Consider the following 25,348-nt stretch of genomic DNA (forward strand, 5'->3'; position numbering starts at 1 on the left):
TCCGCCTCCTATTCGGCCGCTGCGAGCTGCATGCCGGACGATCTGTCCACCAGCGGCGCGCGGAAGCTTTTCAGGCGCAGCGCGTTCGTCAATACGAAGACGCTGGAAAGCGCCATGGCTCCGGCGGCAAGGACAGGCGACAGCAGAACGCCGTTGACAGGATACAATATTCCGGCCGCCACGGGAACGAGAGCGGCATTGTAAGCAAAGGCCCAGAACAGATTCTGGCCGATATTGCGGATCGTGGCCTTGGAGAGCGCGATGGCGTTGGCGACGCCGCGCAAATCGCCGGACATCAGCACCACATCGGCGCTTTCAATGGCGACATCCGTGCCCGTGCCGATGGCAAGGCCGACATCAGCGGCGGCCAGCGCCGGCGCATCGTTGATGCCATCGCCGACAAAGGCGACACGTCGCCCGCCGGCAGCAAGCCTCTTGACGGCCTCCACCTTGCCGTCGGGCAGAACTTCCGCCACCACCTCGTCAATGCCGAGCCGACGGGCGATGGCTTCAGCGGTGCGGCGATTGTCACCCGTGATCATCGTGACCTTGAGGCCGAGCGCATGCAGCGCCGCAATCGCCTCCGGGGTCGTCTGCTTGACTGGATCGGCAACCGCGACGATCGCGGCCAGCCTGCCATCGACGGCGGCATAAAGCGGCGACTGCCCTTCCCTGCCCAGCCGCTCGGCATCGTCTGCGAACATCGCGACATCGTAACCGAGCTTGGCCATGAACCGGTCCGCGCCCGCTTCCACCCTTCGGCCGTCAACCGTTGCCGCAACACCAAAACCGGGGGTCGCCTCGAAGCCTTCCGCATCGGCAAGCGTCAGGCCGCCATGTTTTGCAGCCTCGACGATCGCTTCGGCAATCGGATGTTCGGAATGGCTCTCCAGCGAGGCGACGAGGCGCAACACCTCATCCGCATTGAAGCCCTCTGTCGTGGTAAAATGCACCAGTTTCGGTTTGCCGAGCGTCAGGGTGCCGGTCTTGTCGACGGCGATCACATCGGCATCCCGGAGCGTCTGGAGCGCATCGCCCCGGCGGAACAGCACGCCCATTTCGGCAGCGCGGCCGGTGCCGACCATGATCGAGGTCGGCGTGGCAAGGCCCATGGCGCAGGGACAGGCGATTATGAGCACCGCAACCGCATTGACGAGCGCAAAGGTCAAGGCCGGATCGGGCCCGAACATGAACCAGATGATGAAGGTGGCGAGCGCTGCCAGCATCACCGCCGGCACGAACCAGTTGGTTACCTTGTCCACCAGCGCCTGGATGGGCAGTTTGTCGGCCTGCGCCTCCTCGACCATGCGGATGATTTGAGCGATCAGCGTATCGGCGCCGACCTTGGTGGCGCGGAAGGTGAAAGAACCGTTACGGTTGACCGTGCCGCCGACGACTTCGGAACCCGCCGCCTTGGTGACCGGCACCGGTTCGCCCGTGATCATCGATTCATCGACATAAGAAGAGCCGCTGAGGACCAGCCCGTCGACCGGCACTTTCTCGCCGGGCCGAACCACGAGCACATCGCCGGTGCGCACATCCTGCAACGGCACATCGATGGTTTCGCCATCGCGCAGCACGCGGGCGGACTTGGCCTGCAGGCCGACCAGCCGCTTTATAGCCTCGCTGGTGCGGCCTTTGGCGCGCGCTTCCAGAAAACGTCCGAGAAGGATGAGCGTGACGATGACCGCCGCCGCCTCGTAATAGACATTGGCCGTGCCGCTCGGCAGGACTTTGGGCATGAAGGTTGCGACAACCGAAAATCCCCAGGCAGCGGCGGTGCCCAGCACGACGAGCGAATTCATGTCCGGCGCCAACCGCAGAAGTGCGGGTATGCCCTTTTTGAAGAAGCGCAGGCCGGGCCCGAACAGAACCAGCGTCGTCAGCGCAAATTGCAGATACCAGCTTTCCTGCATGCCGACCGTTTCCATCACGAAATCATGGATGGCAGGCACCAGATGCGACCCCATTTCCAGCACGAAAACGGGTAGCGTCAGAACAACGGCGACGGCGAGGCTGATTTTGAGGCTGCGCAGTTCCGCCTCGCGCTTGTCCTGCTCTCCATCTCTGGCTTTGTCGGCAACAACCTCGTTCGCCTTATAGCCCGCCCGCTGGATGGCGTCCGCCAGATTGGCCGCAGAGGCGGCGTTGCCGGCGACGCGGACGGTGGCGCGTTCCGTCGCCAGATTGACGCTTGCACCGGAAACACCGGAAACGGCCTTCAACGCCTTTTCGACACGTCCGACGCAGGAGGCGCAGGTCATGCCCTCAATATCGAGTTCGATGGTTTTCTCCTCGACGGTGTAACCGGCCTGCCGCACCGCCTCGATAACGGCCGGCACATCCGGCGGCCCGGAAAAGGAAATGTCGGCACGTTCCGTTGCCAGATTGACCGATGCTTTCAGAACGCCCGGGACCTTGGCAATCGCCTTTTCAACGCGGCCGACACAGGAGGCGCATGTCATGCCATCGATCGCAATCTGATGACTCGCCCGGATCTCCATTTGTGACATGCGTATGACCCCTCTTTTCTTGTGTTAAAAAAAAGATAGGGCTTCCCATCGTGGCAAGGTCAATAGGTTCTTTTTGATGATTTTCAGGTGACGATGCCGCGCACGTGAACGGGCGTTTTCCTGCCCGCAATGATGGAAAAATGGAAGTATTCCAAAGAGAAACGGCTGCGACGGAAGGTTTCTTTAGCGCCATGCGGGAACAATCCTTCCGTACCTCGGTTGGAAATGCCTCTAACCATCAGGAGGCAGATTGATGAAGAACACCGTTTTCTCGTTAGCGCTCGCGCTGGTCGCCAGCACCGCCATGGCACAGTCCGCAACGGAGTCCACGGGCGTTAATTCCGCGCTCGGCGTTGCGCCCAAAACCGAAGACTTCGTCCTGCAGGTTTCCGCAAGCGATCTCTTTGAAATCGAATCGAGCAAGCTTGCGCTGGCCAAAGGCGATGAGGCTATCAAGGCTTTCGCGCAGCAGATGATTACCGAACATGAAAAGACCAGCGCGGAGTTAAAGGCTCTTCTCTCCGGCGGCAAAGTAACGGGAACGCCCACGACCGCTCTGACTGACGATCACAAGGAAGAAATCGACGATCTGGCCAAACTCAACGGCGCGGAATTCAACGAGGAATACGTCGATGATCAGGTCGATGCGCACGAGGATGCGGTGGATCTTTTCAAACGATACGCTGACGGCGGCGACAATGTCGAGCTCAAGGCATGGGCGGCAAAAACCCTGCCGGCACTGCAACACCACCTGGAAATGGCCCAAGGTCTGGATAAGAAGTAAGGATGAGAGTTGGTGCGGACGGCGGGACTTGAACCCGCAAGACCAATGGTCGGCAGATTTTAAGTCTGCTGCGTCTACCGATTTCGCCACGTCCGCATTACCGCGCCTTACACCTTGCAGGCAAGCGCTGTAAAAATCCGTCGTCTCCACGGCAGTCGGCCCAACGGCCGATCCCAAACGCGACGGGAGCCTCATCTACACAGGCCGGGCGGTTTCGGTCAACGGGGCCTTAGCCACACCAGGACTGATTTTTTGCGGAGATCGGATGCGCCAGCCCCTCCCGTATTAGCTGATCGGCGAAGGATACGCCCGAACGCGAAAGCCGTTTGCGTTCCGTGGCTTGCCCGCCAGCTTCGCCGGAAGACGCCACGTCGAAGGTGCCGGCATTCAGCATATCGCGAAGCCTAACCTTTGCAATGAAACCACGCTGGCGTTCTTCCATACAGCGCGCGCGGTCGATTTGCGGAACGTCGACGCCGGCGATCTGCATCTTCACACCCTTCATCCAGAAGGTGTTGCCATCGGCCACGCAATTGTTGAGGCCGGAACGACCGCAAAAGGCGAAAGTACCGCTTTTTTCACCGAGCGAGATTTTTTCGACCGAAGGGCGCGTTTCCGGCAGGATAGCGGCGACCTGGCTCGGCTGCGAGGCGGATGGCATGGCGATAGGGCGCGGCGGCACGGGGCCGTTGCTCGGCAGAGCCGGCGATGCGGGGCGAATGGACGCCACTTTTTCGGCCGTGACGGAATCTCGCTTGGCCGCCGTCGCGACTTTCGGAGAACTCGTGACCGGGGATGTCGCCTTTGCAACATGCCGTTGCGGCAAAAGGCTGTCGCGATGTTCGTAAGCCTGAATGCCGCCGGCAACGACGCCCAGCATCAGCACCCATGGCCAAACGCTGCCGCCACCCGATTTCTTCGCCGTGCGGCGTCGTGCTGTCGATTTTCGATTGCTCACAATCGGACTCCTTTTTACGGAGCCGCATTATCGGCCAAAGGAGTTTCCGAAAGGTTGGCATTGCCGGGTGTTTTCGTTTTTCGGAGAATCGGGAAAACGACCTAACCCCTTGTTTTTTCGATTTCCCGAATGGAAAGCACGGAAATGAGCTGTGGATAAACCCTCAGCGAACCTGATCGAGAAGGCGCTTGCATTCGAGGAGATCGAACAGGGCTTCCTGCAAAAGCGCCTGATCATCCTTGCCGATGCTCGACTTGCCGACCGATATTTCCGCATCGCCGCCGCCACCGCCGAAGCCGAAAAAACGGCCGCTTGGCTTGGCCTTCGGACGGCCGACGACCTCGTCCCCATCGGTATCGACGACACGCGGTTCGGCGACTTCCTTTTCACCGCTCGCCGCCATGATGGCTTCCATGGTCGCAAGATCACCGGAGGCGATGGCCGCCACGAAGCGGTTGCCATTGGCTTTCAGCAGCTTCTGTACGCCCTTGATGGTGTAGCCATGGTCATAAAGAAGGTGACGAATACCCTTCAGGAGATCGATATCGTCAGGACGGTAATAACGGCGGCCCCCGCCCCGTTTCATCGGCTTGATCTGCGGAAAGCGTGTTTCCCAGAAACGCAGCACATGCTGCGGCAGGTTCAGCTCATCCGCCACTTCACTGATCGTCCGAAACGCGTCGGGGCTTTTATCCAAATTTCCACTCCCATCCGAACCGGAGCGACATGCATCCGGCCGGACACTGAACGAGAACGCTTTTCTCCCGCCGGTCAAACACCGCGCAAAGTCGGTTACGACCCCGCGCCGACGCCGTTGCGGCGAGATACAAATCACTAAAATTGATTATGATCTGAGTCGACCGGATTTCAACGGCTTGCACGTTGAAATTCAAGTATGTTCACAAGAAGAATGGGGAAAAAGGCTTGCGATACGGCAAAAAAGGCGTGTTGCTTAGACCTTGAGAGAGGGATTATGCCCCGGCCTTCTGGCCCTTCTGCTTGGCCTTGCGGGCCGTATGGGCCTTCAAGATGCGCTGCTTCAGCACGTTCGAGGCCTTGAAGGTCATGACGCGACGGGGGGAAATCGGCACTTCCTCACCCGTCTTCGGGTTGCGGCCGATACGCTCGTTCTTTTCCCGGATCTGGAATGTCGCGAAGGAAGAAAGCTTCACGACTTCGCCACGGGTGATCGCGTTGCATATTTCGTCAATGATCGTTTCGACCAGTTCGGCGGATTCGGTGCGGGACAGCCCGACTTTACGAAACACAGATTCTGCAAGATCTGCGCGTGTCACTGTCTTCCCGGCCATTTTTCCCCGCAAACCGTGTCTGAACTCTTCTCTAGGAGCCGCCGAGATTATTTCCCTTGTGGCGACCGGTCAAGGGATTGTTCCAGATTCATTTGAGGCTTTCGGCAATCAGTGCAAGGGCTTAGAGCGAGTGATACGGTTTTGACACAGGCTCCGGCCGCTCCGGCGCTTCCGATCGGGGCGTGAGCGCGAAAATCACAACCGATTTCGCGCCAGCGCCCCGGCAAATGCGGAAATCAGGCCTTTACCAGCGCAGCAGCACCGCGCCCCAGGTGAAGCCGCCGCCCATGGCCTCCAGCATGACCAGATCGCCCTTCTTGATGCGTCCGTCACCGGCGGCAACGGCGAGCGCCAGCGGAATGGAGGCGGCCGAGGTATTGCCGTGCTGATCGACGGTGATCACGACCTTCTCCGGATCGATGTTGAGCTTCTTCGCAGAGCCGTCGATGATGCGCTTGTTCGCCTGATGCGGAACCAGCCAGTCGAGATCGTCGGACGTCGTGCCCGTTGCCTCGAAGGCCTGTTCGATGACGTCGGTGATCATGCCGACGGCGTGCTTGAACACTTCCCGGCCTTCCATGCGCAGATGACCGACGGTGCCTGTGGTGGAAGGTCCGCCATCGACGTAGAGCTTTTCCTTGTGCGAGCCGTCGGAGCGAAGCTGCGCTGTCAGAATGCCGCGATCGGCAGAAGTGCCCTCGCCTTCGCCGGCCTCCAGAACCAGCGCGCCGGCGCCGTCGCCGAAGAGAACGCAGGTGGTGCGGTCCTTCCAGTCGAGGATGCGCGAGAAGGTCTCGGAGCCGATCACCAGAACGCGCTTGGCCATGCCGCCGCGAATATAGAGATCGGCGGTCGATACGGCATAAACGAAACCGGAGCAGACGGCCTGCATGTCGAAGGCGAAACCATGGGTCATGCCAAGACGGTTCTGGATGTTCACCGCCGTTGCCGGAAAGGTGTTATCCGGGGTCGAGGTGGCCAGAATGATGAGGTCGATATCGTCGGGCGTCAGGCCGGCATTGTCGAGGGCGGCGCGCGCCGCCGCTTCGCCGAGCGACGCGGTGGTTTCACCTTCGCCGGCGATATAGCGCTGCTTGATGCCCGTGCGCTGCACGATCCATTCGTCGGAAGTCTCGACGACCCCTTCAATTTCGCTGTTGGTCATGACACGCTTCGGAAGCGCTGCCCCGAAACCACGAACTATAGAGCGGATCATTCCCTTATTCCTCGTCAGCCACGAGAGCTTCGGGCGCCGGGGGCGGAAGCCGTCTTGCGTGGTAAATCTTCAGATCATTTTCAATCTTGGCCGTCAGGCCGTTGTGGACCATGTCGTAGCCGACATCGACGGCGGAGGCAAAACCAATGGCATCCGTGCCGCCATGGCTCTTGATGACAATGCCGTTCAGGCCCAGAAACACTCCGCCATTGACCTTGCGCGGGTCCATCTTTTCACGAAGCACATCGAAGGCGCTTTTCGCCAGAATATAACCGATCTTGGCGAAGAAGCTGCGGGAGATCGCCTCACGCAGCAGCGTGGTGATCTGGCGGGCGGTGCCTTCGGCGGCCTTGAGCGCGATGTTGCCGGTGAAACCTTCGGTCACCACCACGTCCACCGTGCCCTTGCCGATATCGTCGCCTTCGACGAAACCGCGATAATCGATGGTGGCGAGATCGGCCTCGCGGATCAGCCGTCCGGCCTCGCGAACCTCTTCCTGACCCTTGACCTCCTCGACGCCGACATTGAGCAGGCCGACGGTCGGACGGTCGATATCGAAGAGCGCGCGCGCCATGGCGCCACCCATCAGGGCGAAATCCAGCAGCTGCTGGGAATCGGCGCCGATGGTCGCGCCGATGTCGAGCACGATGCTTTCGCCCTTCAGCGTCGGCCAGATGCCGGCGATTGCCGGGCGTTCCACCCGCGCCATGGTGCGCAAACAGAATTTCGCCATGGCCATCAGCGCGCCGGTATTGCCGGCGGAAACGGCGACATCCGCCTCGCCGAGCTTCACGGCTTCGATGGCGCGCCACATGCTGGAAACGTAGCGGCCACGGCGCAGCGCCTGGCTCGGCTTCTCGTCCATGCTGACCGAGACTTCACAATCGTGAAAGACCGACTTTTCCCGAAGTGCGGGATATTGTGCCAGAATGGGGTCGCATTTGCTCTTCTGCCCGTAGAGCAGAAAAGTTACATCGTTGTGCCGTTCAAGCGCCTTGGCGGCACCGGGTATGGCAACATCTGGGCCGAAATCGCCACCCATGACGTCAATTGCAATTCTGATCACTCGTCCCTTATCCTTCTTCCCGCCAATCAGCGGTTTTGCGCGAAAATACCTTTTCCGGCCTTCGTTACAATAAAATTATTTCAGCCCAACGGGGCCATTCAGTCTTTTTTCCAATCTTTGAGCACGGCAAAGGGCGACGGGCGCTTTTCTTCTTCAGGCTCTTTTTCGGCCGCTTCGGGAAATTCCGCATCCGCTTTGCGCGGATAGGGATCGATCGCGAGTGCCGCAAATTCGGCAACCACCGCGCCGACATCGATGCTGTCGCCGGTGAACTGGTCGGGAATATCCGGGCCGTCGGGGTCGAGCACGATCTCGCCTTCCTCATTGGTCACCATCCGCGCCAGTTTCGAACCTTCCGGAACGAAAATCTGCTCGACTGGCTCGTCGATCTTGCTCGAGACCGGCTCCAGCGTGACGACGCAGGATTGCGTTACCGCCGCATGCACTTCGCCCTTGATCTTCACGCCATCCTTCTTCCAGCGGGAAACCTGCAGCTCCGCCTTCAGATATTCGACGGAAACCACATTCCAGAATTTCGCCAGCGCCTTCAGTTCCTCGGCACTGGCTTCGAGACCAATCCTGACCGGATTGGCGGAAATATGGCCTACCTTTACGGGATAGGAAAAAGGCAGGTCGTCATTTGCAGGGTGTCGCGCGTTCATCGTGAACCTCATCGTCCAGGCAAGGGCAGCGTCAGGCTTCCGGTTGCTATTGTGTCTTCGGACTGGGTGGCAAGTTGCGTGGATGCGTCCATCATCCAGCCTGCCAGCCCCTCCATATCGGGCGCCTTCTCATCTAACTGCGGATATATATTGCGCCGGAGCGCCGCGGCAAGGGCAACGCGGTCGGAAGCATCCAGCGCCGCCGCATAGGATTCGAGCCTCCCATAAAACATGCCGGCGAATTTCTTCATGCGCTTCGGCACGCCCTGATCGCCGATTCCCAGTTCGCGAATGGAATGATCGAGGTCCTGAAAAAAGGCGTCGACGATCTCCTGGGCAATTTCCTGCCCGCTGACATCGGAGGATTTGGTGCGGCGGAAATAGAGAATCATGATGACCGACAGCATCTCGAAGCGGCCCATGACCGTATCGGGAACACCGAGATCGAGATAGAAAGCGGGCGTGCGGGCAGCGGCGGTCAAAGTCGCATATTGCCGGTCGACAATGGCGCGATTGTTGTTTTTCTTCTTGAACAGCCCGAATATCATCGTTTTTTTTCCGAACGGGACGGGTGAATTCGCTTACCGCCCATCGCACTTGTTGCATGATCGTCAAAGCTGGTTTACCGAAGCATCCACGAATTGCAATGCTGTCGCGGTCACGTTCGTCTTTCGCCTGAAACAGTCGAAGAGAACCGGAGGAGTTCCAAAAGACCGGGAAAGCATTGAATTTGGGGAGTGACCGGGATTTTCCGTCCCCGGATTGACACAATCATGTGCACAGACACTGTGCACCACGCAATGCCGGAAGGTGCCATTCATGATCGCAGTCGGGGAAAAGCAGTTGAGCAAGCAGAAATCCGCAAGTCACGGCAATGTTCTGAGCAAGACCGCCATCGCAATCGTGCTCGCATCCGGCCTGCTTTCCGCCTGCAGCAGCACGACCGATGTGTTCCATAACGGCTACGTCATGGACGAGCAGTCGCTTCAGCTGATCCCGGAAGGTTCGAGCCGCGAGCAGGTTCTGCTGACCATGGGCACGCCCTCCACCACCGCGACCTTCGGCAACGAGGTTTTCTATTACATCTCGCAGAAGCGCGTGCGCCGCGCGGCCTTCATGAAGCCGGCGCTGGTCGAGCAGAACATTCTCGCGATCTATTTCAACAAGGACGGCGTGATCGAGCGCAAGGCCAACTATACGCTGCAGGACGGCAAGGTCTTCGACACGATTTCGCGCACCACGCCGACGGGCGGCAAGGATCTCACCTTCCTGCAGCAGTTGCTCTCAGGCGGCACCTCGGGCGCCAATATCGCCAAGAGCATTCTGGGTCAGGGCAACAACACCCCCTGATCGGAAGAAGAAACGAAAAATTCAAAGGCCCGGGGATCGCTCCCCGGGCCTTTTTCATTTGTCGGAACCTAAGCCCTCAGTGGGCAAGAACCGCAAGCAGCAACAGCGCGACGATATTGGTGATCTTGATCGCCGGGTTGACGGCGGGACCGGCGGTATCCTTATAGGGATCGCCGACCGTATCGCCCGTCACCGACGCCTTGTGGGCGTCCGAACCCTTGACGTGGCGCACGCCGTCCTTATCGATGAAACCGTCTTCGAAGCTCTTCTTGGCATTGTCCCATGCGCCGCCACCGGAGGTCATGGAAATCGCCACGAAGAGGCCGTTGATGATGACGCCGAGCAGCGATGCGCCAAGGGCCGCGAAGGCCGACGCCTTGGAGCCGGAAATGGCCAGCACGCCGAAATAAACGACGAGCGGCGCCAGAACCGGCAGGAGCGACGGGATGACCATTTCCTTGATCGCCGCCCGTGTCAGCAGGTCCACGGCCTTGCCGTAATCAGGCTTTTCCGTTCCGGCCATGATGCCGGGCTTTTCGCGGAACTGGCGGCGCACTTCCTCGACAATCGAGCTTGCCGCCTTGCCCACCGCCGTCATGGCGATACCGCCGAAGAGATAGGGGATGAGGCCGCCGAACAGCAGGCCGGCAACCACGTAAGGATTGGCGAGGCTGAAGGAAATCTCGCCAATGTCCTTGAAGTAGGGATAGGTATCGCCATTGGCGGCGAAATAGGAGAGGTCATTGGCATAGGCGGCGAACAGCACCAGTGCGCCGAGACCGGCCGAACCGATGGCATAACCCTTGGTGACGGCCTTGGTGGTGTTGCCGACAGCGTCAAGCGCATCGGTCGCCTTGCGCACGTCAGGATCGAGACCGGCCATTTCGGCGATACCGCCGGCATTGTCCGTGACCGGGCCGAAGGCGTCGAGCGCCACGATCATGCCGGCAAGGCCGAGCATGGCGGTGACCGCGATGCCCGTGCCGAACAGCCCGCCGAGCTGGTAGGTGCCGATGATGCCGCCGACGATGACGATGGCCGGCAGCGCCGTCGATTCCAGCGAGACCGCAAGGCCCTGGATGACGTTGGTGCCATGACCGGTGACAGACGCCTGGGCGATGGAATTGACCGGCCGCTTGTTGGTGCCGGTATAATATTCGGTGATGACGACGATCAGCGCCGTCACGACAAGACCGACCAATCCGCAGAAGAAGAGATTGGTGCCGGTGATTTCCATGCCGGCCACCGTGCCTACCGTGCCCCAGCCGACCGTGGAATGAGTGGCAACAGCAAGACCCGCAACCGAGAAGACACCGGTGGCGATGAGCCCCTTGTAGAGCGCGCCCATGATGGAATTGTTGGTGCCGAGCTTCACGAAGAAGGTGCCGGCAATCGAGGTCAGGATGCAGGCGCCGCAGATCGCCAGCGGATAGACCATGGCGCTTTCCAGTATCGGCATTCCGGCAAAGAAGATTGCGGCGAGAACCATGGTCGCGACGACAGAGACGGCATAGGTCTCGAAGAGGTCAGCCGCCATGCCGGCGCAATCGCCGACATTGTCGCCGACATTGTCGGCGATGGTTGCCGGGTTGCGCGGATCGTCCTCGGGAATGCCGGCCTCGACCTTGCCCACGAGATCGCCGCCGACATCGGCACCCTTGGTGAAGATGCCGCCACCGAGGCGGGCGAAGATGGAGATCAGCGATGCGCCGAAGCCCAGCGACACCAGCGCATCGATCACCTCACGCGATCCGGCCGGATGGCCCATCACCGAGGTCAGGATGAAATAATAGATGGAAACGCCGAGCAGCGCGAGGCCCGCCACCAGCATACCGGTGATGGCGCCCGACTTGAAGGCGATATCGAGACCGGCGGAAAGGCTGTGCGAGGCGGCCTGCGCGGTGCGCAGGTTGGCGCGCACGGAGACATGCATGCCGACGAAGCCGGCGACGCCTGAAAGCACCGCGCCGACGAGGAAGCCGATGGCTGCCATGGATGACAGAAGATACCAGGCCAGAATGGCGACTATCAGTCCGACGATGGCGATGGTGAGATATTGACGGGTGAGATAAGCCTGCGCACCTTCACGGATAAAACCTGCTATTTCACGCATACGCTCGTTGCCCTGATCGGCATCGAGAACGCTCTTGGTGGCCCATACCGCGTAAACGACGGACAGGACACCGCATAAAATTACTATGGGTATTACGGTCATGCGCACTTACCTCCCAAAAGGCCGGGTCTCACTCCCTCCCCGGCGTGGCGAAACCTTGTGCAGGGAGATGCGGACGGCCTGTCCCAAATCCCGTCTTGGGCATTTGTTCCCCTCCCAAGGAAAAATGTCCTCGGAGCGGAGATTGCGTTGGCGCGAGGTGCCGCGTCAAGCCCACAAATTTGCCTGAAACTTGAAAGGAGTAGAGTGCGGCGCTCGACTCAGGCTGCTTTTTTGCGGCTTGTCAGGACGAGCGACAGGACAAGCAGAAGGCAAAGCCCGGCAACCGGCCAGATGACGAGGTTCATCACCGACCAGCCCCAGGCCGTAAACACCTTGCCGGAAGAGAAGGATGACAGCGCCACGGTGCCAAACAGCACGATATCGTGGAAACCCTGCACCTTGTCCGCCTCATGCGGGCGGTAACTGGAGGTGATGATGGCGGTTGCGCCGATGAAGCCGAAATTCCAGCCGAGGCCGAGCAGGATGAGCGCCGCCCAGAAATTCCACAGCTCTATGCCCACATGGGCAACGATGGCGCAGGCCATCAGCACGATCAGGCCGACTGCCACGATTTTTTCCGCACCGAATCGGGAAATCAGCATGCCGGTGAAGAAGCTCGGGCCGAACATGGCGAGAACGTGCCACTGGATGCCGAGCGTGGCGAGTTCGGTGGGGAAACCGCAGCCGACCACCATGGCAAGCGGTGCGCCGGTCATCATGAAGGTCATCAGGGCATAGGAACCGATGCCGCAGATCATGCCGGTGACGAAACGCTGCGTGCGGACGATCTCTGACAGCGGCCTTACCGATTCGACATGGGCGGCGGCCGCCTTGGGGTCGGGCAGTTTCAGAAATGCCAGAATGGCGATCGAAACGAGGCCGAGCGGAACGAGCGCCAGAAAAGCGCCGGCAAAGGTGACCGGCGCAAGCAGATCCTTGCCGAAGATGGCGAGTTGCGGCCCGACAATGGCGGAAATGATGCCGCCGGCGAGTATCCAGGAGATCGCCTTCGGCTTGTAAAAGGATGGAGAGGCGTCGGCTGCGGCGAAACGGATTTTTTGCGTAAAGCCGCCGGAAATGCCGATCAGCAGGAGGCCGACGGCAAACAGCCAGAAATCCGCACGGAAGAGCGCCACGGCGGCAATGCCGCCGCCGATGGAGCACATCAGCGCGCCGACCATGAAGCCTGCCTTGCGGCCAAGGAAGCGGGATGCAGCCGCCACGCAGATCGCGCCGAGCGCAACGCCGATATTGAATCCGGTGAGAGGCGCGGTCGCCAGCGACTTATCCGCGCCGAGCAGCTGATAGCCGGCAAGTGCGCCGACCGAAAAGCTTAAGGGCGCAGCCGATCCCATGATCGCCTGCGCGATGGTGAGGAGAAAGACGTTGCGCTTCGCCTCGTCCAGTTGAACTTCAAGTCCGGGGACGGAAACCGCGCTCATCTCTTCCTCACCTTTTTATTTCAGCGTTTTGCCTCGCCGCGCACCTGCTTGGCAATGCGGTCAAGCACCGCATTCACCAGCTTGGGCTCGTCATGCTCGAAGAAAGCACGGGCGATTTCAACATATTCCGTGACGATGACGGCGACCGGCACGTCCTTGCGCTCGAGAATCTCGAAAGTGCCGGCACGCAGGATGGCGCGCACGGTGGCATCGAGGCGCGACAGCGGCCAGTCTTCCAGAAGGGCGGAGCGCACCAGCGGGTCGATCTTCGTCTGATCTCGGACGACGCCGGAAACGATGGAACGGAACCAGGACGGGTCGGCCTTCAGATAGGTATCGCCGTCGACTTCCTGCCCGAGACGGTGCGCCTCGTATTCGGCCACGACTTCCATGACGCCGGTTCCGCCGACATCCATCTGGTAAAGCGCCTGCACGGCCGCAAGGCGGGCCGCGCCGCGCTGGTTGGCGGGCTTTACCGAAGGCTGGCGCGGTTCGCCGCCATTTTCAACATTCGACATGCGCTCAGCCACCCAGCTTCTTCTTCAGCTCGATCATGGTCAGCGCCGCACGCGCCGCAAAACCGCCCTTGTCCTTGTCGGAACGACGCACGCGCGCCCATGCCTGCTCGTCATTCTCGACGGTGAGGATGCCGTTGCCGATCGGCAGCGATTCGCTGACGGCAAGATCCATCAGGGCGCGGGAGGATTCGTTTGAGACGATGTCGAAGTGGTAGGTCTCGCCACGAATGACCATGCCGAGCGCGACGAAACCGTCATATTCCGTGCCGTCATTGTCAGCACCGTCAAGCGCCATGGCGATGGCGGCGGGGATTTCCAGCGCACCGGGAACGGTGATGACGTCATAGGTGGCGCCGGCTTCATCGAGCGCGAATTTCGCGCCTTCGAGAAGGGCATCCGCCATATCGTCGTAAAAACGTGCTTCCACGATAAGAAGATGGGGTTTGGACATGATATTTTCCTGAAAAGCTTGATGCCGGATCATACCGGCTTTTGGGGCGGTCAAACCACGGCTGGCCGTTTTTGGCAAGTAATTTCATGTATCAGCGGCGCAAGGGGCCGCGTCTGCAAGGCATTTGGCCGGCTTTCACGCCTTCCGGCGAGGCTCCGCGACAATCAGGTTTTCTGGAAGGCGAGATGGACGCCGAGCCCCATCAGTACCGTCCCGGCAGCGCGCCGTGCGAGCACCTGCACCGTGCCGGAACGCTTCAAACGCCCAACCATGGCGCCCGCGAGAAGCACCCCGACGAGATCGGCCGAGGAAAAAATGAAATTGACGGCGATGCCGAGGATCAGGAACTGCAACCAGACCGGAAAGGCTGCTGCGGGATCAACGAATTGCGGCAGGAAGGCCAGAAAGAACAGCGCTGTCTTTGGATTGAGCACATCAACGATGATGCTGTCGATAAAGGCGCGGCGCGCCGATTTTGGCTCGATGGTGAGGTTGACCGCCTCGCCTTCCATCTTGCTGCGCAACATCGAAAAACCGAGCCAGACGAGATAAAGCGCGCCGCACAGCTTCACTGCCAGATAAAGCCAAGGCACCGCCTGAAACAGCACCGAAAGCCCTGCCGCAGAGGCAAAGATGTGGAAATAGCAGCCGACATGGATTCCAAGCACCGCCATCAGCCCGGCAAACCGTCCGCGCGCCATGGTCTGCGCCGCCGCATAAAGCATGGCCGGACCGGGGATATAGGCGAACAAGGCGGTGGTTATGAAAAAGGCTGTCAGCAGTTCGAAGGACGGCATGATGTATTTCCCCTAACCCGTTTGGCTCGCGGTCGATATCAAACGGCCTAAAAAGTCCTATAGCGTTTCCAGCTTCATCGGAAGCGGTGCATGAGAACAATTGCAATATGCCGCGATTTCAGGTGTTGGCCATTCCCTTTGCGTCATTCCGGCCTTGAGCCGGAATCCAGTCAACGCGCGTCTGCGCGGCGGGAAAAGTTCTTTCAGCCCAAAGACTTGGGCTGGCTGGATTCCGGCTCAAGGCCGGAATGACGGAGGAGGCGTCGGTGCGTCCTCCTCTCCGAAGCTCGTCACATTACGCTGACGGAAATTCCGCAAGCCTAGCGGCATAACGCGCCATGGTATCGACTTCGAAATTCACGAAATCGCCCGGCTGGCGTTCGCCCCAGGTGGTGACAGTCAGCGTGTGGCGGATCAGCAGCACGTCGAAATCCGTGCCTTCGACGGCGTTGACGGTGAGCGAAGTGCCGTCGAGCGCCACGGAACCCTTGGGCGCCACGAATTTCGCCAGATGCTCCGGCGCGCGCAGGCGAATGCGCACCGCCTCACCTTCCGGCTCCACCGAAAGGATTTCCGCCCTGCCATCGACATGGCCGGAAACGATGTGGCCGCCAAGCTCATCGCCGATCTTGAGCGCCCGCTCCAGATTGACGTGGGTACCCTTTTGCCAGCAGGCAATCGTCGTCAGGCGCAGCGCCTCTTCCCATGCCTCGACCTCGTACCAGCGCTCATTGCTGCCATCTTCCGGCAGTCTCGTCACCGTCAGGCAAACGCCGCCATGGGAGATGGACGCGCCCATATCGATGGTCTTGGGGTCGTAATTTGTCGCCACCCGCAGACGCACGCCTTCGGCCAGGGCTTCCAGCTCGGAAACGGTTCCGACGTCGGTGACAATTCCGGTAAACATCAAATCGGCCTTTCATAATCGAAGCAACGATCCCGCCCATAGGCGGTCTCGCTGACCAGAGCATAGTCGCCCGGAATATCGGCATGGTTGAGCGGCGTTTCAATGCCGCCCTCACCGATCACCACCGGGCTTTCGAACAGCATGATACGGTCCACAAGCCCCGCTTCAAGGAATGATTTTGCGGCAAAGGCGCCGCCTTCGACCAGAAGTTCCGACATGCCGCTTTCGGCGAGGATGTGGAGGAGGTTTTCGAGCGTTGGGGCTTCGAGAATCTGGACGCCGGCGTCGGTGAGAAGTTGGCGGCGGCGGTCGCGGCTACCCCCCTCTGCCCTGCCGGGCATCTCCCCCTCAAGGGGGGAGATCGGCAAGTGGCTGTCCGCTCGTTCAAATAGCGCCTCCGGCTCGCCCTCTCCGGCCGCCGATGCGGGGCGAAGCGGCGCTCCATCGATCTCCCCCCTTGAGGGGGAGATGCCCGGCAGGGCAGAGGGGGGTAACGCCGCAACGATCACCGGCACCTCCCGCACTGTCTTCACCAGCTTCGACGAGAGCGGCAACTCAAACTGCCGATCCAGCACGATCCGCACCGGCGAGCGATCCTCGAGACCTGCGATTCGAACCGTCAGTTCAGGATCATCCGCAATGGCGGTCCTGATACCAACGAGAATGCAATCACAACGCGCCCGAAGTTGATGCACGGCATGGCGAGCCTCGGGACCGGTAATCGCCACCTGCCCCTCGCCTTTCCTGCCGATCATGCCATCGGCGGAAACGGCAAGTTTCAGAATCACATGCGGGCGTTTTTTCACCTGACGCGTGAGGTAACCGGCCAGCGCCCTCTTACCCTCATCCCGCAACAGGCCGGTTTCCACGACAATACCGGCATCCCGTAAAATCGTATAACCACGGCCGGAGACGCGCTCATCCGGATCGTCCACCGCGACCACGACACGGGCGACGCCATATTCCACCAGCGCATTGGCGCAGGGCGGGGTTTTGCCCCAGTGCGAGCAGGGTTCGAGCGTCACATAGGCGGTGGCGCCGCGCGCCGCTTCCCCGGCGATTTCCAGCGCCTGCCGTTCGGCATGGGGGCGGCCGCCAATGGCGGTCACGGCTTCGGCGATGATTTTTCCGTCTTTTACGAGAACGCAGCCAACCGATGGGTTGGTAAGCGTCTGGCCCTGATGGCGAAGCGAAACCTCGATGGCGCGGGCCATGAACCTTTCGTCATCGGCGCGGGTGGTCACGGCTAGACTCCGGCGTCCGTATCGCGGGCGATCTTGGCGTTGATTTCGGCAATCACGTTTTCGAAATCCTCGGCATGGCTGAAATCGCGATAGACCGAGGCGTAACGCACGAAGGCCACGTCATCAAGGCTCTTCAGCGCTTCGAGAACCTGCAGGCCGATTTCTTCCGAGGGAATTTCCGTCTCGCCCGAACTTTCCAGGCGGCGAACGATGCCGGAGACGGCACGCTCGATCCGGTCGCGATCGACCGGGCGCTTGCGCAGCGCAATCTCGAAGGATCGCACCAGCTTTTCCCGGTCGAAGGGCAGCTTGCGGCCGCTTTTCTTGATGACCATCAGCTCGCGCAACTGCACGCGCTCATAGGTCGTGAAGCGGCCGCCGCAATCGGGGCAGATGCGCCGCCGGCGGATGGAGGTATTGTCCTCCGCCGGACGCGAGTCCTTGACCTGCGTGTCTTCAGAACCGCAAAAAGGGCAGCGCATCTTCTTCCTTTCCTACTTACATGTAAGGGTACATCGGGAAACGGTCCGTCAGGCCGACGACCTTTTCACGCACCGCAGCCTCGACGGCGGCATTGCCCTCATCCGAATTGGCAACCTTCAGACCATCGAGAACCTCGACGATCAGCTTGCCGATTTCGCGGAATTCCGCTTCCTTGAAACCGCGCGTCGTGCCGGCCGGCGTGCCGAGACGCACACCCGAGGTAACGAAGGGCTTTTCCGGATCGAAAGGAATGCCGTTCTTGTTGCAGGTGATGTAAGCGCGGCCGAGCGCTGCTTCCGCGCGCTTGCCGGTGGCGTTCTTCTTGCGAAGATCGACCAGCATCAGGTGGTTGTCGGTGCCGCCGGAGACGACATCCAGACCGCCTTCGACCAGCGTTTCAGCCAGCGCCTTGGCGTTCTTGACGACCTGAGCGGCATAGTCCTTGAACTCGGGCTTCAGCGCTTCGCCGAAGGCGACGGCCTTGGCGGCGATGACATGCATCAGCGGGCCGCCCTGCAGGCCGGGGAAGACGGCCGAGTTGAACTTCTTGGCCAGATCCTCGTCATTGGTGAGGATCATGCCGCCGCGCGGGCCGCGCAGCGATTTGTGCGTGGTGGTGGTGGCGACATGGCAGTGCGGGAACGGTGACGGATGCTGGCCACCGGCGACGAGGCCAGCGATGTGGGCCATATCGACCATCAGGTAGGCGCCGACTTCATCGGCGATCTCGCGGAAGCGCTTCCAGTCCCAGACGCGCGAATAGGCGGTGCCGCCGGCGAGAATGAGCTTCGGCTTGTGTTCCTTGGCCTTACGCTCCACCTCGTCCATGTCGAGCAGATTGTCGCCTTCACGCACGCCGTAGGAGACCACGTTGAACCACTTGCCGGACATGTTGACCGGCGAACCATGCGTCAGGTGGCCTCCCGAGTTCAGATCGAGGCCCATGAAGGTATCGCCCGGCTGAAGCAGCGCGAGGAACACGGCCTGGTTCATCTGCGAACCGGAATTCGGCTGCACGTTGGCGAAGTTGACGCCGAACAGCTTCTTGGCGCGTTCGATGGCGAGTTCTTCAGCGATATCGACGAACTGGCAGCCGCCGTAATAACGCTTGCCCGGATAACCTTCCGCATATTTGTTGGTCATGATCGAACCCTGCGCTTCGAGCACGGCGCGGGAAACGATGTTTTCCGAGGCGATCAGTTCGATTTCGTGGCGCTGGCGACCCAGTTCCTTCTCGATCGCGCCGAAAATTTCCGGATCGACATCGGCAAGCGGACGGGAGAAGAAAGCATCTGTGTTCGACATGGTGAAGGCTCCTGAAACAGTAATGCGATGGCGTCTTAGCGCCCTGCCCCGACAAGAGCAATACGGGCAGCGAGATTTGCCCGTCAAACTGCGACGTTGCGACAAAAAACGACAGATGTTTTCAGAAAATCGCCAAGAAAAAAGCCGCACCCGAAGGTGCGGCTCATGATGATGGAATGAAATAGCGGTAAAGCCGGATCAGTTGCGCGGCAACAGATCGTCATCCACCGGGCCGGCGGGCTGCTCCATGCCGCTCGTGGTGTTGAGCGCCAGTTCGGCGTTGCCGTCCTTTTCATAGATGTCGTCGCGGAACTGCACCACGCCGTCCTTCGCCGACCAGGCGGTGATGTAGACGAAATAGACCGGGATTTCCTGCGCCAGCTTGATCGGCGTGTTGACGCGGGTGGCGATGACGCGCTCCATTTCCTGACGCGACCAGCCGGGCGTGTCGCGCAGCAGCCAGCTCGTCAGGTCGCGCACGTTCTGCACGCGCACGCAGCCGGAGGATTCGAAACGCATCAGCTTGTTGAACAGGCCCTGCTGCGGCGTGTCGTGCATATATTCGTTGTTCGGATTGTGGAAGTTGATCTTCGTGGACGACATGGCGTTGATCTTGCCGGGGTCCTGACGGAACATCAGGTTCGGAGCCTTCGGGGCGAACCAGTCGACTGCGGTTGGCGAAACTTCCTGCCCCTTGCCGTCGATGAGGCGGATGTTGTTCCGCTCCAGATAGGTCGGGTCCTTCTGCATCAGAGGCACGATGTCTTTTTCGACGATCGAGCGCGGCGCGGTCCAGTAAGGGTTGAGGATGACTTCGTAAATCTTGGAATTGATCACATGGGTCGGGCGGCTGGCGCGGCCGACGACAGCCGTGTTGCGCAGCACGACGCGTTCATTTTCAACGGCTTCGATGGCTGCGGCCGGGATATTCACCATCAGGTGACGCTGGCCGAGATCGCCGGACATGGACTGGATGCGAACGAGGTTGGTCTGCAACTGCGCCAGACGTATCTGCGCGGAAACATTGAGCGCCTTCGTGGTGTATTCGCCGCTGACGCCATCTGCCGGAAGGCCATGACGGGCCTGGAAACGCTTCAGCGCGCCATCGACGTAACTATCGAAGGCGCTGGAAATTCCGGCTTCACGCGGCAGGTCGCCGGATACCATCAGTCGCTGGCGCAGCGCCTGTACGGAAGGATCGGAGACACCGATCTGGAGGCGCTGCTGGGACGCCGGCACTTCCGGCCAGCCGCCATTCTGCACGATCTGCTGATATTGCATGATCGCCTGCTGCATGTAGACCGGCGCTTCGCGTCCGAGAACCGGATTGTTGGAAACGACGCCCACGGCCGAACGCGACGTATTGGCATCGAACTGGTCATCCCAGTTGCCGCGGCGCGAAGAGCCCATGAGATCGTTGAGCGCGTTCTGCGCAAAGGCCGGCGCGGCAAGCGCGGCGGCGCCAACGGAAACGGCCGAACGCAGAAGCGCGCGGCGCGATACGGAATCGGAAACGGATTTCTTTGTCATTCTACCTACCAGCCACTCTCTTCGGCATTCTCAACAATGCCTAAATCAATATGATTAACAAACACGTACAACGTGTCTGCCGGCTGGTAATACTCAACACCCATTCGTTGGGCGCCATTGTCTGGCAGAACAGTCGGGACTTGCCGCGACAGCAGGAGAAACAGCCGGCTCCTTCAACCTTGCCGGTCCCATATCAATATGGCCGATTCGTGTCACGGTCCTCACCTCACGAAGCTTTGTTCGCCTGAGAAACAGGGCGAAGGCTCGAAGAGGGGCTGGGCTTGACACGCAGAAAGGCACAACGCGGAATCCGCAAGCCGGGAGCAAAAACATGCCCCCGGCTTAAACAGTGAAACCGTCGCGATATTACAGGCGGTAAGCGATCGAGTCGTTCCAGAAGCGATCGAGGCGCTGCAGAAGTTTGTTCATTTCGGAGAACTCGCCGGTGCCGATGCCGCCGACCTTTTCGATCGAGCCGACGTGGCGTTCATAAAGGCGGGCAACCGTTTCGGCGATTTCCTGGCCCTTTTCGGTCAGGCTGATGCGAACCGAGCGGCGGTCGACACGCGAGCGCTGGTGGTTGATGAGGCCGAGATCGACCAGCTTCTTGACGTTGTAGGAGACGTTCGAGCCGAGGTAGTAACCGCGGGAACGAAGCTCGCCGGCCGTCAGTTCGGAATTGCCGATGTTGAACAGCAGCAGGGCCTGAACGGCGTTGACGTCATCACGACCCTGACGGTCGAACTCATCCTTGATGACATCGAGGAGGCGGCGGTGGAGACGTTCCACCAGATGCAGCGACTCCATGTAGAGCGAGCGGATGGTATCTTCATGTGCATCGGCAACAACGGCCTGGGGCTTAACTTTGCTATTGATCATGACTGCCTCACTGTTTTGTTTGGCGGTGTGTTTGTTTGTCTCCCGCCTTGAGTGAGAACCTAATCAATGCGCATAAAATTCTACTTAAAAGCTACGATTAACAAATGGTTACCTGCATTTTCCCCGGAGGGCCCAACTTGTGGCGAAGCGGGAATGGTTGAAGGTCATCTATTATAAATCAATGACTTAGCCATGAAATACGGCCAAAAATCAGGCCGAATTGCTTTATTCTTATGGTAAATCAATTCTTGCGCGTTCTTCATTCTGGCGCTGATCCAGCCAGAAAGCGACCAGGAATAGTATATAAATGGTTGCCACAAGGCCGTGCATGACGGGCACCAGCGTGTTGGCGCCGAAGATGTGCGGCCAAACCTTATACATGGCGATCTGCGCACCCGCGCCCATGACCCACATGACAGCGCCCCAGGAGGCCCCGAGCCAGAGACCGAGTGCCGCGACAGGGAAAATAACGGCCAGCGCGCTGCCGGCCACGCGCCAGGGCAGGTTCAGCATATCGAACCGCCCATGCCCCCCGAGCGAATAGCCCGTCAGCATCGCCCAATATTGCAGGCCGAACCAGAAACAGGAAACCGCGACCAGCCTCATGAAGACCAGAAAGAGGATTTCCGTAAGCGGGCGTTTCGGCAGAGGTTGAGAATCAGGTTCCATGGCCGGAAGATACGGTCTCGACGAACGGGCGACCAGCCCATATTGAATCCCGCCGCCTGCCTTGTCAAAGCATCATCGTCATCGCAGGCGCCGATGAGGGAAGATTGTCGCATTCGCATGGGCCAAGCTTCATGATATGCAGCTTTCCAAATTTGATCGAAGGACATTCTTACATGCAGGACAAAACGCATCTGGTCGACGAGATCACGGGCCATCGTCGCATGCGGCGCAATCGCAAGGCGGATTGGACGCGCCGTCTGGTGCAGGAAAGCCGCCTCACCGTCGACGATCTCATCTGGCCGGTCTTCATCGTGCCGGGCAGCAATATTGTCGAACCCATTCCGGCGATGCCGGGCGTCAACCGCATGAGCGTCGACAAACTGGTCGAAGCCGCGAAAGAGGCCGCCGATCTCGGCATTCCGGCAATTGCGACCTTTCCGAACATCGAAATGGAGCTGCGCAACGAGACCGGTTCCAACGCGCTGGAGGCGAATAATCTTATCAATCAGGCGACTATCGCGGTCAAGAAAGCCGTTCCCAATATCGGCATGATTACCGATGTTGCGCTCGATCCCTTCACCAGCCATGGCCATGACGGCATTCTGCGCGGCGACGAGATCGTCAATGACGAGACGGTGGAACAGGTCGTCAAGGCGGCGATCCTTCAGGCGGAAGCGGGATCGGACATTATTTCTCCATCGGAGATGATGGATGGCCGTATCGGCGCCATCCGTCGCGGTCTCGATGCCGCCGGGCACCAGAATGTCGGCATCATGTCCTATGCGACGAAATTCTCTTCCGGCTATTACGGTCCCTATCGCGAGGCCATCTCCACGGCCGGACTGCTGAAGGGTGACAAGAACAGCTATTACATCAGCCCTGCCAATGGCATGGAGGCAATCCGCGACGCGGCGCTCGACGTGGAGGAAGGAGCGGATATGCTGATGGTCAAGCCCGGCCTGCCCTATCTCGACATCTGCTGGCGGCTGAAGGAAAATTTCGGCCTGCCGACCTTCGCCTATCAGGTCTCCGGCGAATATACCCAGATCAAGGCAGCCGCCATGAATGGCTGGATCGATGGCGAGCGCGTGATGATGGAAACGCTTCTCTGTTTCAAGCGTGCCGGTTGCGATGGTGTTCTCACCTATTTCGCTATCGAGGCCGCACGCAAACTGGCAAAGGGCTGAGGCCTGCACTTATTGTATTCGGTCGTTTTCTTCCCATATTGTCTGCTGACACGGCACTCATGCCGCGCTGTCATACCCTCTCAGGAGAAAACGACCGATGAGCCTCGAACAGAACCCCACTTATGCCGCACCGGATGACTGGCGCGCCTATAGCGGCGTCCTGAGCCGGCGGGTCTTCGCGTTCCTGATCGATTATGCGATCGTTCTCCTGCTGTGCATTCCGGCAGCTGTGATCGTCTTCTTTCTCGGCGTGATTACCTTCGGCCTCGGGTGGTTCCTCTTCCCGGCGCTGTTCGTCATCGTTGCGGTGCTTTATTTCGGCATGACGCTTGGTGGCCCCTCGCAGGCGACCCCAGGCATGCGGGCGATGGGAATAGCCATGGCGCGGATGGACGGGCGGCGAATCGATTTCCTGCTGTCGACCGTTCACATCGTGCTTTTCTGGGTCATCAACTCGGTTTTGACGCCGCTGATCCTGCTTGCAGGCCTGTTTACCGAGCGTTCGCGCCTCGTTCATGACTTCCTGCTCGGCACCGTCATCGTCAGAACGCGCTGATATTGCGGAAAGCCACGCAAACGTGGCTTTCAAACCCCGCAAATGCCGCATCTCGCAGTTGACGTTTTCCGGCATTTTGCCATTCTGTGACATTATGCATGTCGCTTGAAGCGCCGCCGCCAACCCCGTGAAATCGCGGCTCGCTTTCATAACAGACGCAGGAGGCGATCACGGTTCGATGAACACGCAGGCGACGCCCTCTCCCCAATTCTATCTTACGGCGCCGGCCACCTGCCCCTATCTGCCGAACCAGATGGAGCGGAAGGTCTTCACCCATCTGGTCGGCCCGCGCGCTTCGGAAATGAACGATCTTCTGACCCAGGGCGGTTTCAGGCGCTCGCAGAACATCGCCTATCGCCCGGCCTGCGAAAACTGCCGCGCCTGCGTCTCCGTGCGCATCCTGACCGAACAGTTCAAGCCGACAAAATCCATGCGGCGTGTTCTTGCCGCCAACAGGGATGTCGTGGCCACCGTTCACGCCGCCGAGCCTTCCACCGAACAATTCGCCCTGTTTCGCCGCTATCTCGACCACCGCCACCAGTCGGGCGGCATGTCCGACATGTCGGCGCTGGACTATGCGATCATGGTGGAAGACACGCATGTGAACACCCGCATCATCGAATACCGTGTGCGCGAACCCGGCTCCGGCATCGATTCCAGCAAGCGCGGCGAATTGCTGGCCGTGGCGCTGAGCGACGTGATGAGCGACGGCCTGTCGATGGTCTATTCCTTCTTCAATCCCGAGCTCGAAAAACGCTCGCTCGGAACCTTCATGATTATCGATCACATCACCCGCACCCGCGCGCTTGGCTTGCCGCATGTCTATCTCGGCTACTGGGTCGATGGTTCGGAAAAGATGGGCTACAAGACCCGCTACCATCCGCAGGAGCATCTGACGCCGCGCGGGTGGGAGGTTTATACGCCGGAAGAAAAGTAACGGGCTGGTCTAACCGTCAAAATCGCATGCTAAATTCCAATCAAACTTGGAGTATTTCAGATGAAAGCAACCATTTGCGAGTTCGGTGAAGAGGCAGGCGTTGTAATCCCAAAGGATATGCTTGAACAGCTTGGCTGGAAGATTGGCGACGTTCTCAGTTCAAGAACTGACGGCAACGTACTTGAATTGCGAACTGCTGAGAGCCCGAACGAAGAAGCAACAGGTGACTTTGATCGTCAGCTGGAACATGCACGGCAAGTGATGCGCAAGTACCACGTTGCTTTAAAAGCGCTCGCGAAGTCATAAGCACTCGGTGGTTTGATTGCCAAACACATGAGATTGAAAACGTCCCGGGACAGCCCCGGGACG

26 protein-coding genes and 1 tRNA gene are annotated in these 25,348 nt (G+C 59.8%); 6 read left to right on the forward strand and 21 right to left on the reverse strand.

The genetic code is table 11. The annotated features are described in order from the left end of the window. Positions 1 to 8: 8 nt before the first annotated feature. A complete protein-coding gene (locus BTE54_RS22720; protein WP_198939210.1) occupies positions 9 to 2,513 on the reverse strand; it encodes a heavy metal translocating P-type ATPase in 2,505 nt (834 codons plus the stop codon). A gap of 253 nt (positions 2,514 to 2,766) precedes the next feature. On the opposite strand from BTE54_RS22720, the gene BTE54_RS22725 reads away from it, so the two are divergent. Next, a complete protein-coding gene (locus tag BTE54_RS22725; RefSeq protein ID WP_078054055.1) occupies positions 2,767 to 3,297 on the forward strand; it encodes a DUF4142 domain-containing protein in 531 nt (176 codons plus the stop codon). A 10-nt stretch (positions 3,298 to 3,307) separates the two neighbouring features. Here the strand turns inward: BTE54_RS22725 and BTE54_RS22730 are convergent. From BTE54_RS22730 to BTE54_RS22765, 8 genes are all read right to left on the reverse strand, one after another. Continuing rightward, a tRNA-Leu gene (locus BTE54_RS22730) sits at positions 3,308 to 3,393 on the reverse strand. Between the two features lie 133 nt (positions 3,394 to 3,526). Then, positions 3,527 to 4,255: a thermonuclease family protein gene (locus BTE54_RS22735; RefSeq protein WP_078054056.1), complete on the reverse strand. Its 729-nt coding sequence runs from the start codon at positions 4,253 to 4,255 to the stop codon at positions 3,527 to 3,529. A 163-nt stretch (positions 4,256 to 4,418) separates the two neighbouring features. Beyond that, the gene (locus BTE54_RS22740; RefSeq protein WP_003520813.1) at positions 4,419 to 4,952 is read right to left on the reverse strand and encodes a MerR family transcriptional regulator; all 534 of its coding nucleotides are present in this window, start codon (positions 4,950 to 4,952) and stop codon (positions 4,419 to 4,421) included. 274 nt (positions 4,953 to 5,226) lie between these two features. After that, the gene (locus BTE54_RS22745; protein WP_003502236.1) at positions 5,227 to 5,565 is read right to left on the reverse strand and encodes an integration host factor subunit alpha; all 339 of its coding nucleotides are present in this window, start codon (positions 5,563 to 5,565) and stop codon (positions 5,227 to 5,229) included. Between the two features lie 244 nt (positions 5,566 to 5,809). Continuing rightward, positions 5,810 to 6,781, reverse strand: coding sequence for a beta-ketoacyl-ACP synthase III (locus tag BTE54_RS22750; RefSeq protein WP_059752548.1), 972 nt, complete (start codon positions 6,779 to 6,781; stop codon positions 5,810 to 5,812). 4 nt (positions 6,782 to 6,785) lie between these two features. Next, entirely contained in the window at positions 6,786 to 7,847 is a 1,062-nt protein-coding gene (gene plsX / locus BTE54_RS22755) for a phosphate acyltransferase PlsX (RefSeq protein ID WP_035261625.1), read from the reverse strand. A 98-nt stretch (positions 7,848 to 7,945) separates the two neighbouring features. Beyond that, a complete protein-coding gene (locus BTE54_RS22760) occupies positions 7,946 to 8,509 on the reverse strand; it encodes a DUF177 domain-containing protein (protein ID WP_078054281.1) in 564 nt (187 codons plus the stop codon). 8 nt (positions 8,510 to 8,517) lie between these two features. Next, positions 8,518 to 9,057: a ubiquinol-cytochrome C chaperone family protein gene (locus BTE54_RS22765; protein WP_078054057.1), complete on the reverse strand. Its 540-nt coding sequence runs from the start codon at positions 9,055 to 9,057 to the stop codon at positions 8,518 to 8,520. Positions 9,058 to 9,328: 271 nt separating this feature from the next. Between BTE54_RS22765 and BTE54_RS22770 the strand changes: the two genes are divergently transcribed. Then, positions 9,329 to 9,859, forward strand: coding sequence for an outer membrane protein assembly factor BamE (locus BTE54_RS22770; protein ID WP_003520808.1), 531 nt, complete (start codon positions 9,329 to 9,331; stop codon positions 9,857 to 9,859). 76 nt (positions 9,860 to 9,935) lie between these two features. Here the strand turns inward: BTE54_RS22770 and BTE54_RS22775 are convergent, their stop codons facing one another. The 12 genes from BTE54_RS22775 to BTE54_RS22830 form a co-directional block, all read right to left on the reverse strand. After that, entirely contained in the window at positions 9,936 to 12,074 is a 2,139-nt protein-coding gene (locus BTE54_RS22775) for a sodium-translocating pyrophosphatase (protein ID WP_078054058.1), read from the reverse strand. A gap of 218 nt (positions 12,075 to 12,292) precedes the next feature. Beyond that, positions 12,293 to 13,516 carry an MFS transporter gene (locus BTE54_RS22780; protein ID WP_078054059.1) on the reverse strand — a complete coding sequence of 408 codons (1,224 nt, stop codon included), beginning with the start codon at positions 13,514 to 13,516 and terminating at the stop codon, positions 12,293 to 12,295. Positions 13,517 to 13,536: 20 nt separating this feature from the next. After that, positions 13,537 to 14,034 carry a transcription antitermination factor NusB gene (gene nusB, locus BTE54_RS22785; RefSeq protein WP_004441180.1) on the reverse strand — a complete coding sequence of 166 codons (498 nt, stop codon included), beginning with the start codon at positions 14,032 to 14,034 and terminating at the stop codon, positions 13,537 to 13,539. A 4-nt stretch (positions 14,035 to 14,038) separates the two neighbouring features. Further along, a complete protein-coding gene (locus BTE54_RS22790; RefSeq protein WP_003520804.1) occupies positions 14,039 to 14,518 on the reverse strand; it encodes a 6,7-dimethyl-8-ribityllumazine synthase in 480 nt (159 codons plus the stop codon). Positions 14,519 to 14,649: 131 nt separating this feature from the next. Further along, a complete protein-coding gene (locus tag BTE54_RS22795) occupies positions 14,650 to 15,282 on the reverse strand; it encodes a LysE family translocator (protein WP_078054060.1) in 633 nt (210 codons plus the stop codon). Positions 15,283 to 15,577: 295 nt separating this feature from the next. Continuing rightward, the gene (locus tag BTE54_RS22800) at positions 15,578 to 16,189 is read right to left on the reverse strand and encodes a riboflavin synthase (protein ID WP_078054061.1); all 612 of its coding nucleotides are present in this window, start codon (positions 16,187 to 16,189) and stop codon (positions 15,578 to 15,580) included. Continuing rightward, the gene (gene ribD / locus BTE54_RS22805) at positions 16,189 to 17,433 is read right to left on the reverse strand and encodes a bifunctional diaminohydroxyphosphoribosylaminopyrimidine deaminase/5-amino-6-(5-phosphoribosylamino)uracil reductase RibD (RefSeq protein WP_078054062.1); all 1,245 of its coding nucleotides are present in this window, start codon (positions 17,431 to 17,433) and stop codon (positions 16,189 to 16,191) included. The genes BTE54_RS22800 and ribD overlap by 1 nt, the downstream gene beginning before the upstream one ends. A gap of 2 nt (positions 17,434 to 17,435) precedes the next feature. Next, positions 17,436 to 17,915 carry a transcriptional regulator NrdR gene (gene nrdR, locus BTE54_RS22810; protein ID WP_003496675.1) on the reverse strand — a complete coding sequence of 160 codons (480 nt, stop codon included), beginning with the start codon at positions 17,913 to 17,915 and terminating at the stop codon, positions 17,436 to 17,438. A 16-nt stretch (positions 17,916 to 17,931) separates the two neighbouring features. After that, positions 17,932 to 19,221, reverse strand: a complete 1,290-nt coding sequence (gene glyA / locus BTE54_RS22815; protein WP_020809946.1) for a serine hydroxymethyltransferase — start codon at positions 19,219 to 19,221, stop codon at positions 17,932 to 17,934. Positions 19,222 to 19,419: 198 nt separating this feature from the next. Further along, entirely contained in the window at positions 19,420 to 20,751 is a 1,332-nt protein-coding gene (locus tag BTE54_RS22820) for a murein L,D-transpeptidase (RefSeq protein ID WP_003520799.1), read from the reverse strand. A 366-nt stretch (positions 20,752 to 21,117) separates the two neighbouring features. Beyond that, positions 21,118 to 21,627, reverse strand: coding sequence for a MarR family winged helix-turn-helix transcriptional regulator (locus BTE54_RS22825; protein ID WP_026363448.1), 510 nt, complete (start codon positions 21,625 to 21,627; stop codon positions 21,118 to 21,120). 234 nt (positions 21,628 to 21,861) lie between these two features. Further along, positions 21,862 to 22,299 (reverse strand): DUF6163 family protein, encoded by a 438-nt coding sequence (locus BTE54_RS22830; RefSeq protein ID WP_003496683.1) that lies wholly within the window; start codon positions 22,297 to 22,299, stop codon positions 21,862 to 21,864. A 173-nt stretch (positions 22,300 to 22,472) separates the two neighbouring features. Between BTE54_RS22830 and hemB the strand changes: the two genes are divergently transcribed. The 4 genes from hemB to BTE54_RS22855 all read left to right on the forward strand — a co-directional run bounded on the left by hemB (position 22,473) and on the right by BTE54_RS22855 (position 25,285). Beyond that, positions 22,473 to 23,486: a porphobilinogen synthase gene (gene hemB / locus BTE54_RS22835; protein ID WP_078054282.1), complete on the forward strand. Its 1,014-nt coding sequence runs from the start codon at positions 22,473 to 22,475 to the stop codon at positions 23,484 to 23,486. Positions 23,487 to 23,583: 97 nt separating this feature from the next. Further along, positions 23,584 to 24,042, forward strand: coding sequence for an RDD family protein (locus tag BTE54_RS22840; RefSeq protein ID WP_065654043.1), 459 nt, complete (start codon positions 23,584 to 23,586; stop codon positions 24,040 to 24,042). Positions 24,043 to 24,220: 178 nt separating this feature from the next. Further along, on the forward strand, positions 24,221 to 24,979 hold the full coding sequence (locus BTE54_RS22850) for an arginyltransferase (protein WP_078054065.1): 759 nt from the start codon (positions 24,221 to 24,223) through the stop codon (positions 24,977 to 24,979). A 60-nt stretch (positions 24,980 to 25,039) separates the two neighbouring features. Next, positions 25,040 to 25,285, forward strand: a complete 246-nt coding sequence (locus BTE54_RS22855; protein ID WP_065654045.1) for an AbrB/MazE/SpoVT family DNA-binding domain-containing protein — start codon at positions 25,040 to 25,042, stop codon at positions 25,283 to 25,285. Positions 25,286 to 25,348: the final 63 nt, after the last annotated feature.

The organism is Agrobacterium sp. YIC 4121 (assembly GCF_002008205.1).
Lineage (GTDB): Bacteria > Pseudomonadota > Alphaproteobacteria > Rhizobiales > Rhizobiaceae > Agrobacterium > Agrobacterium leguminum.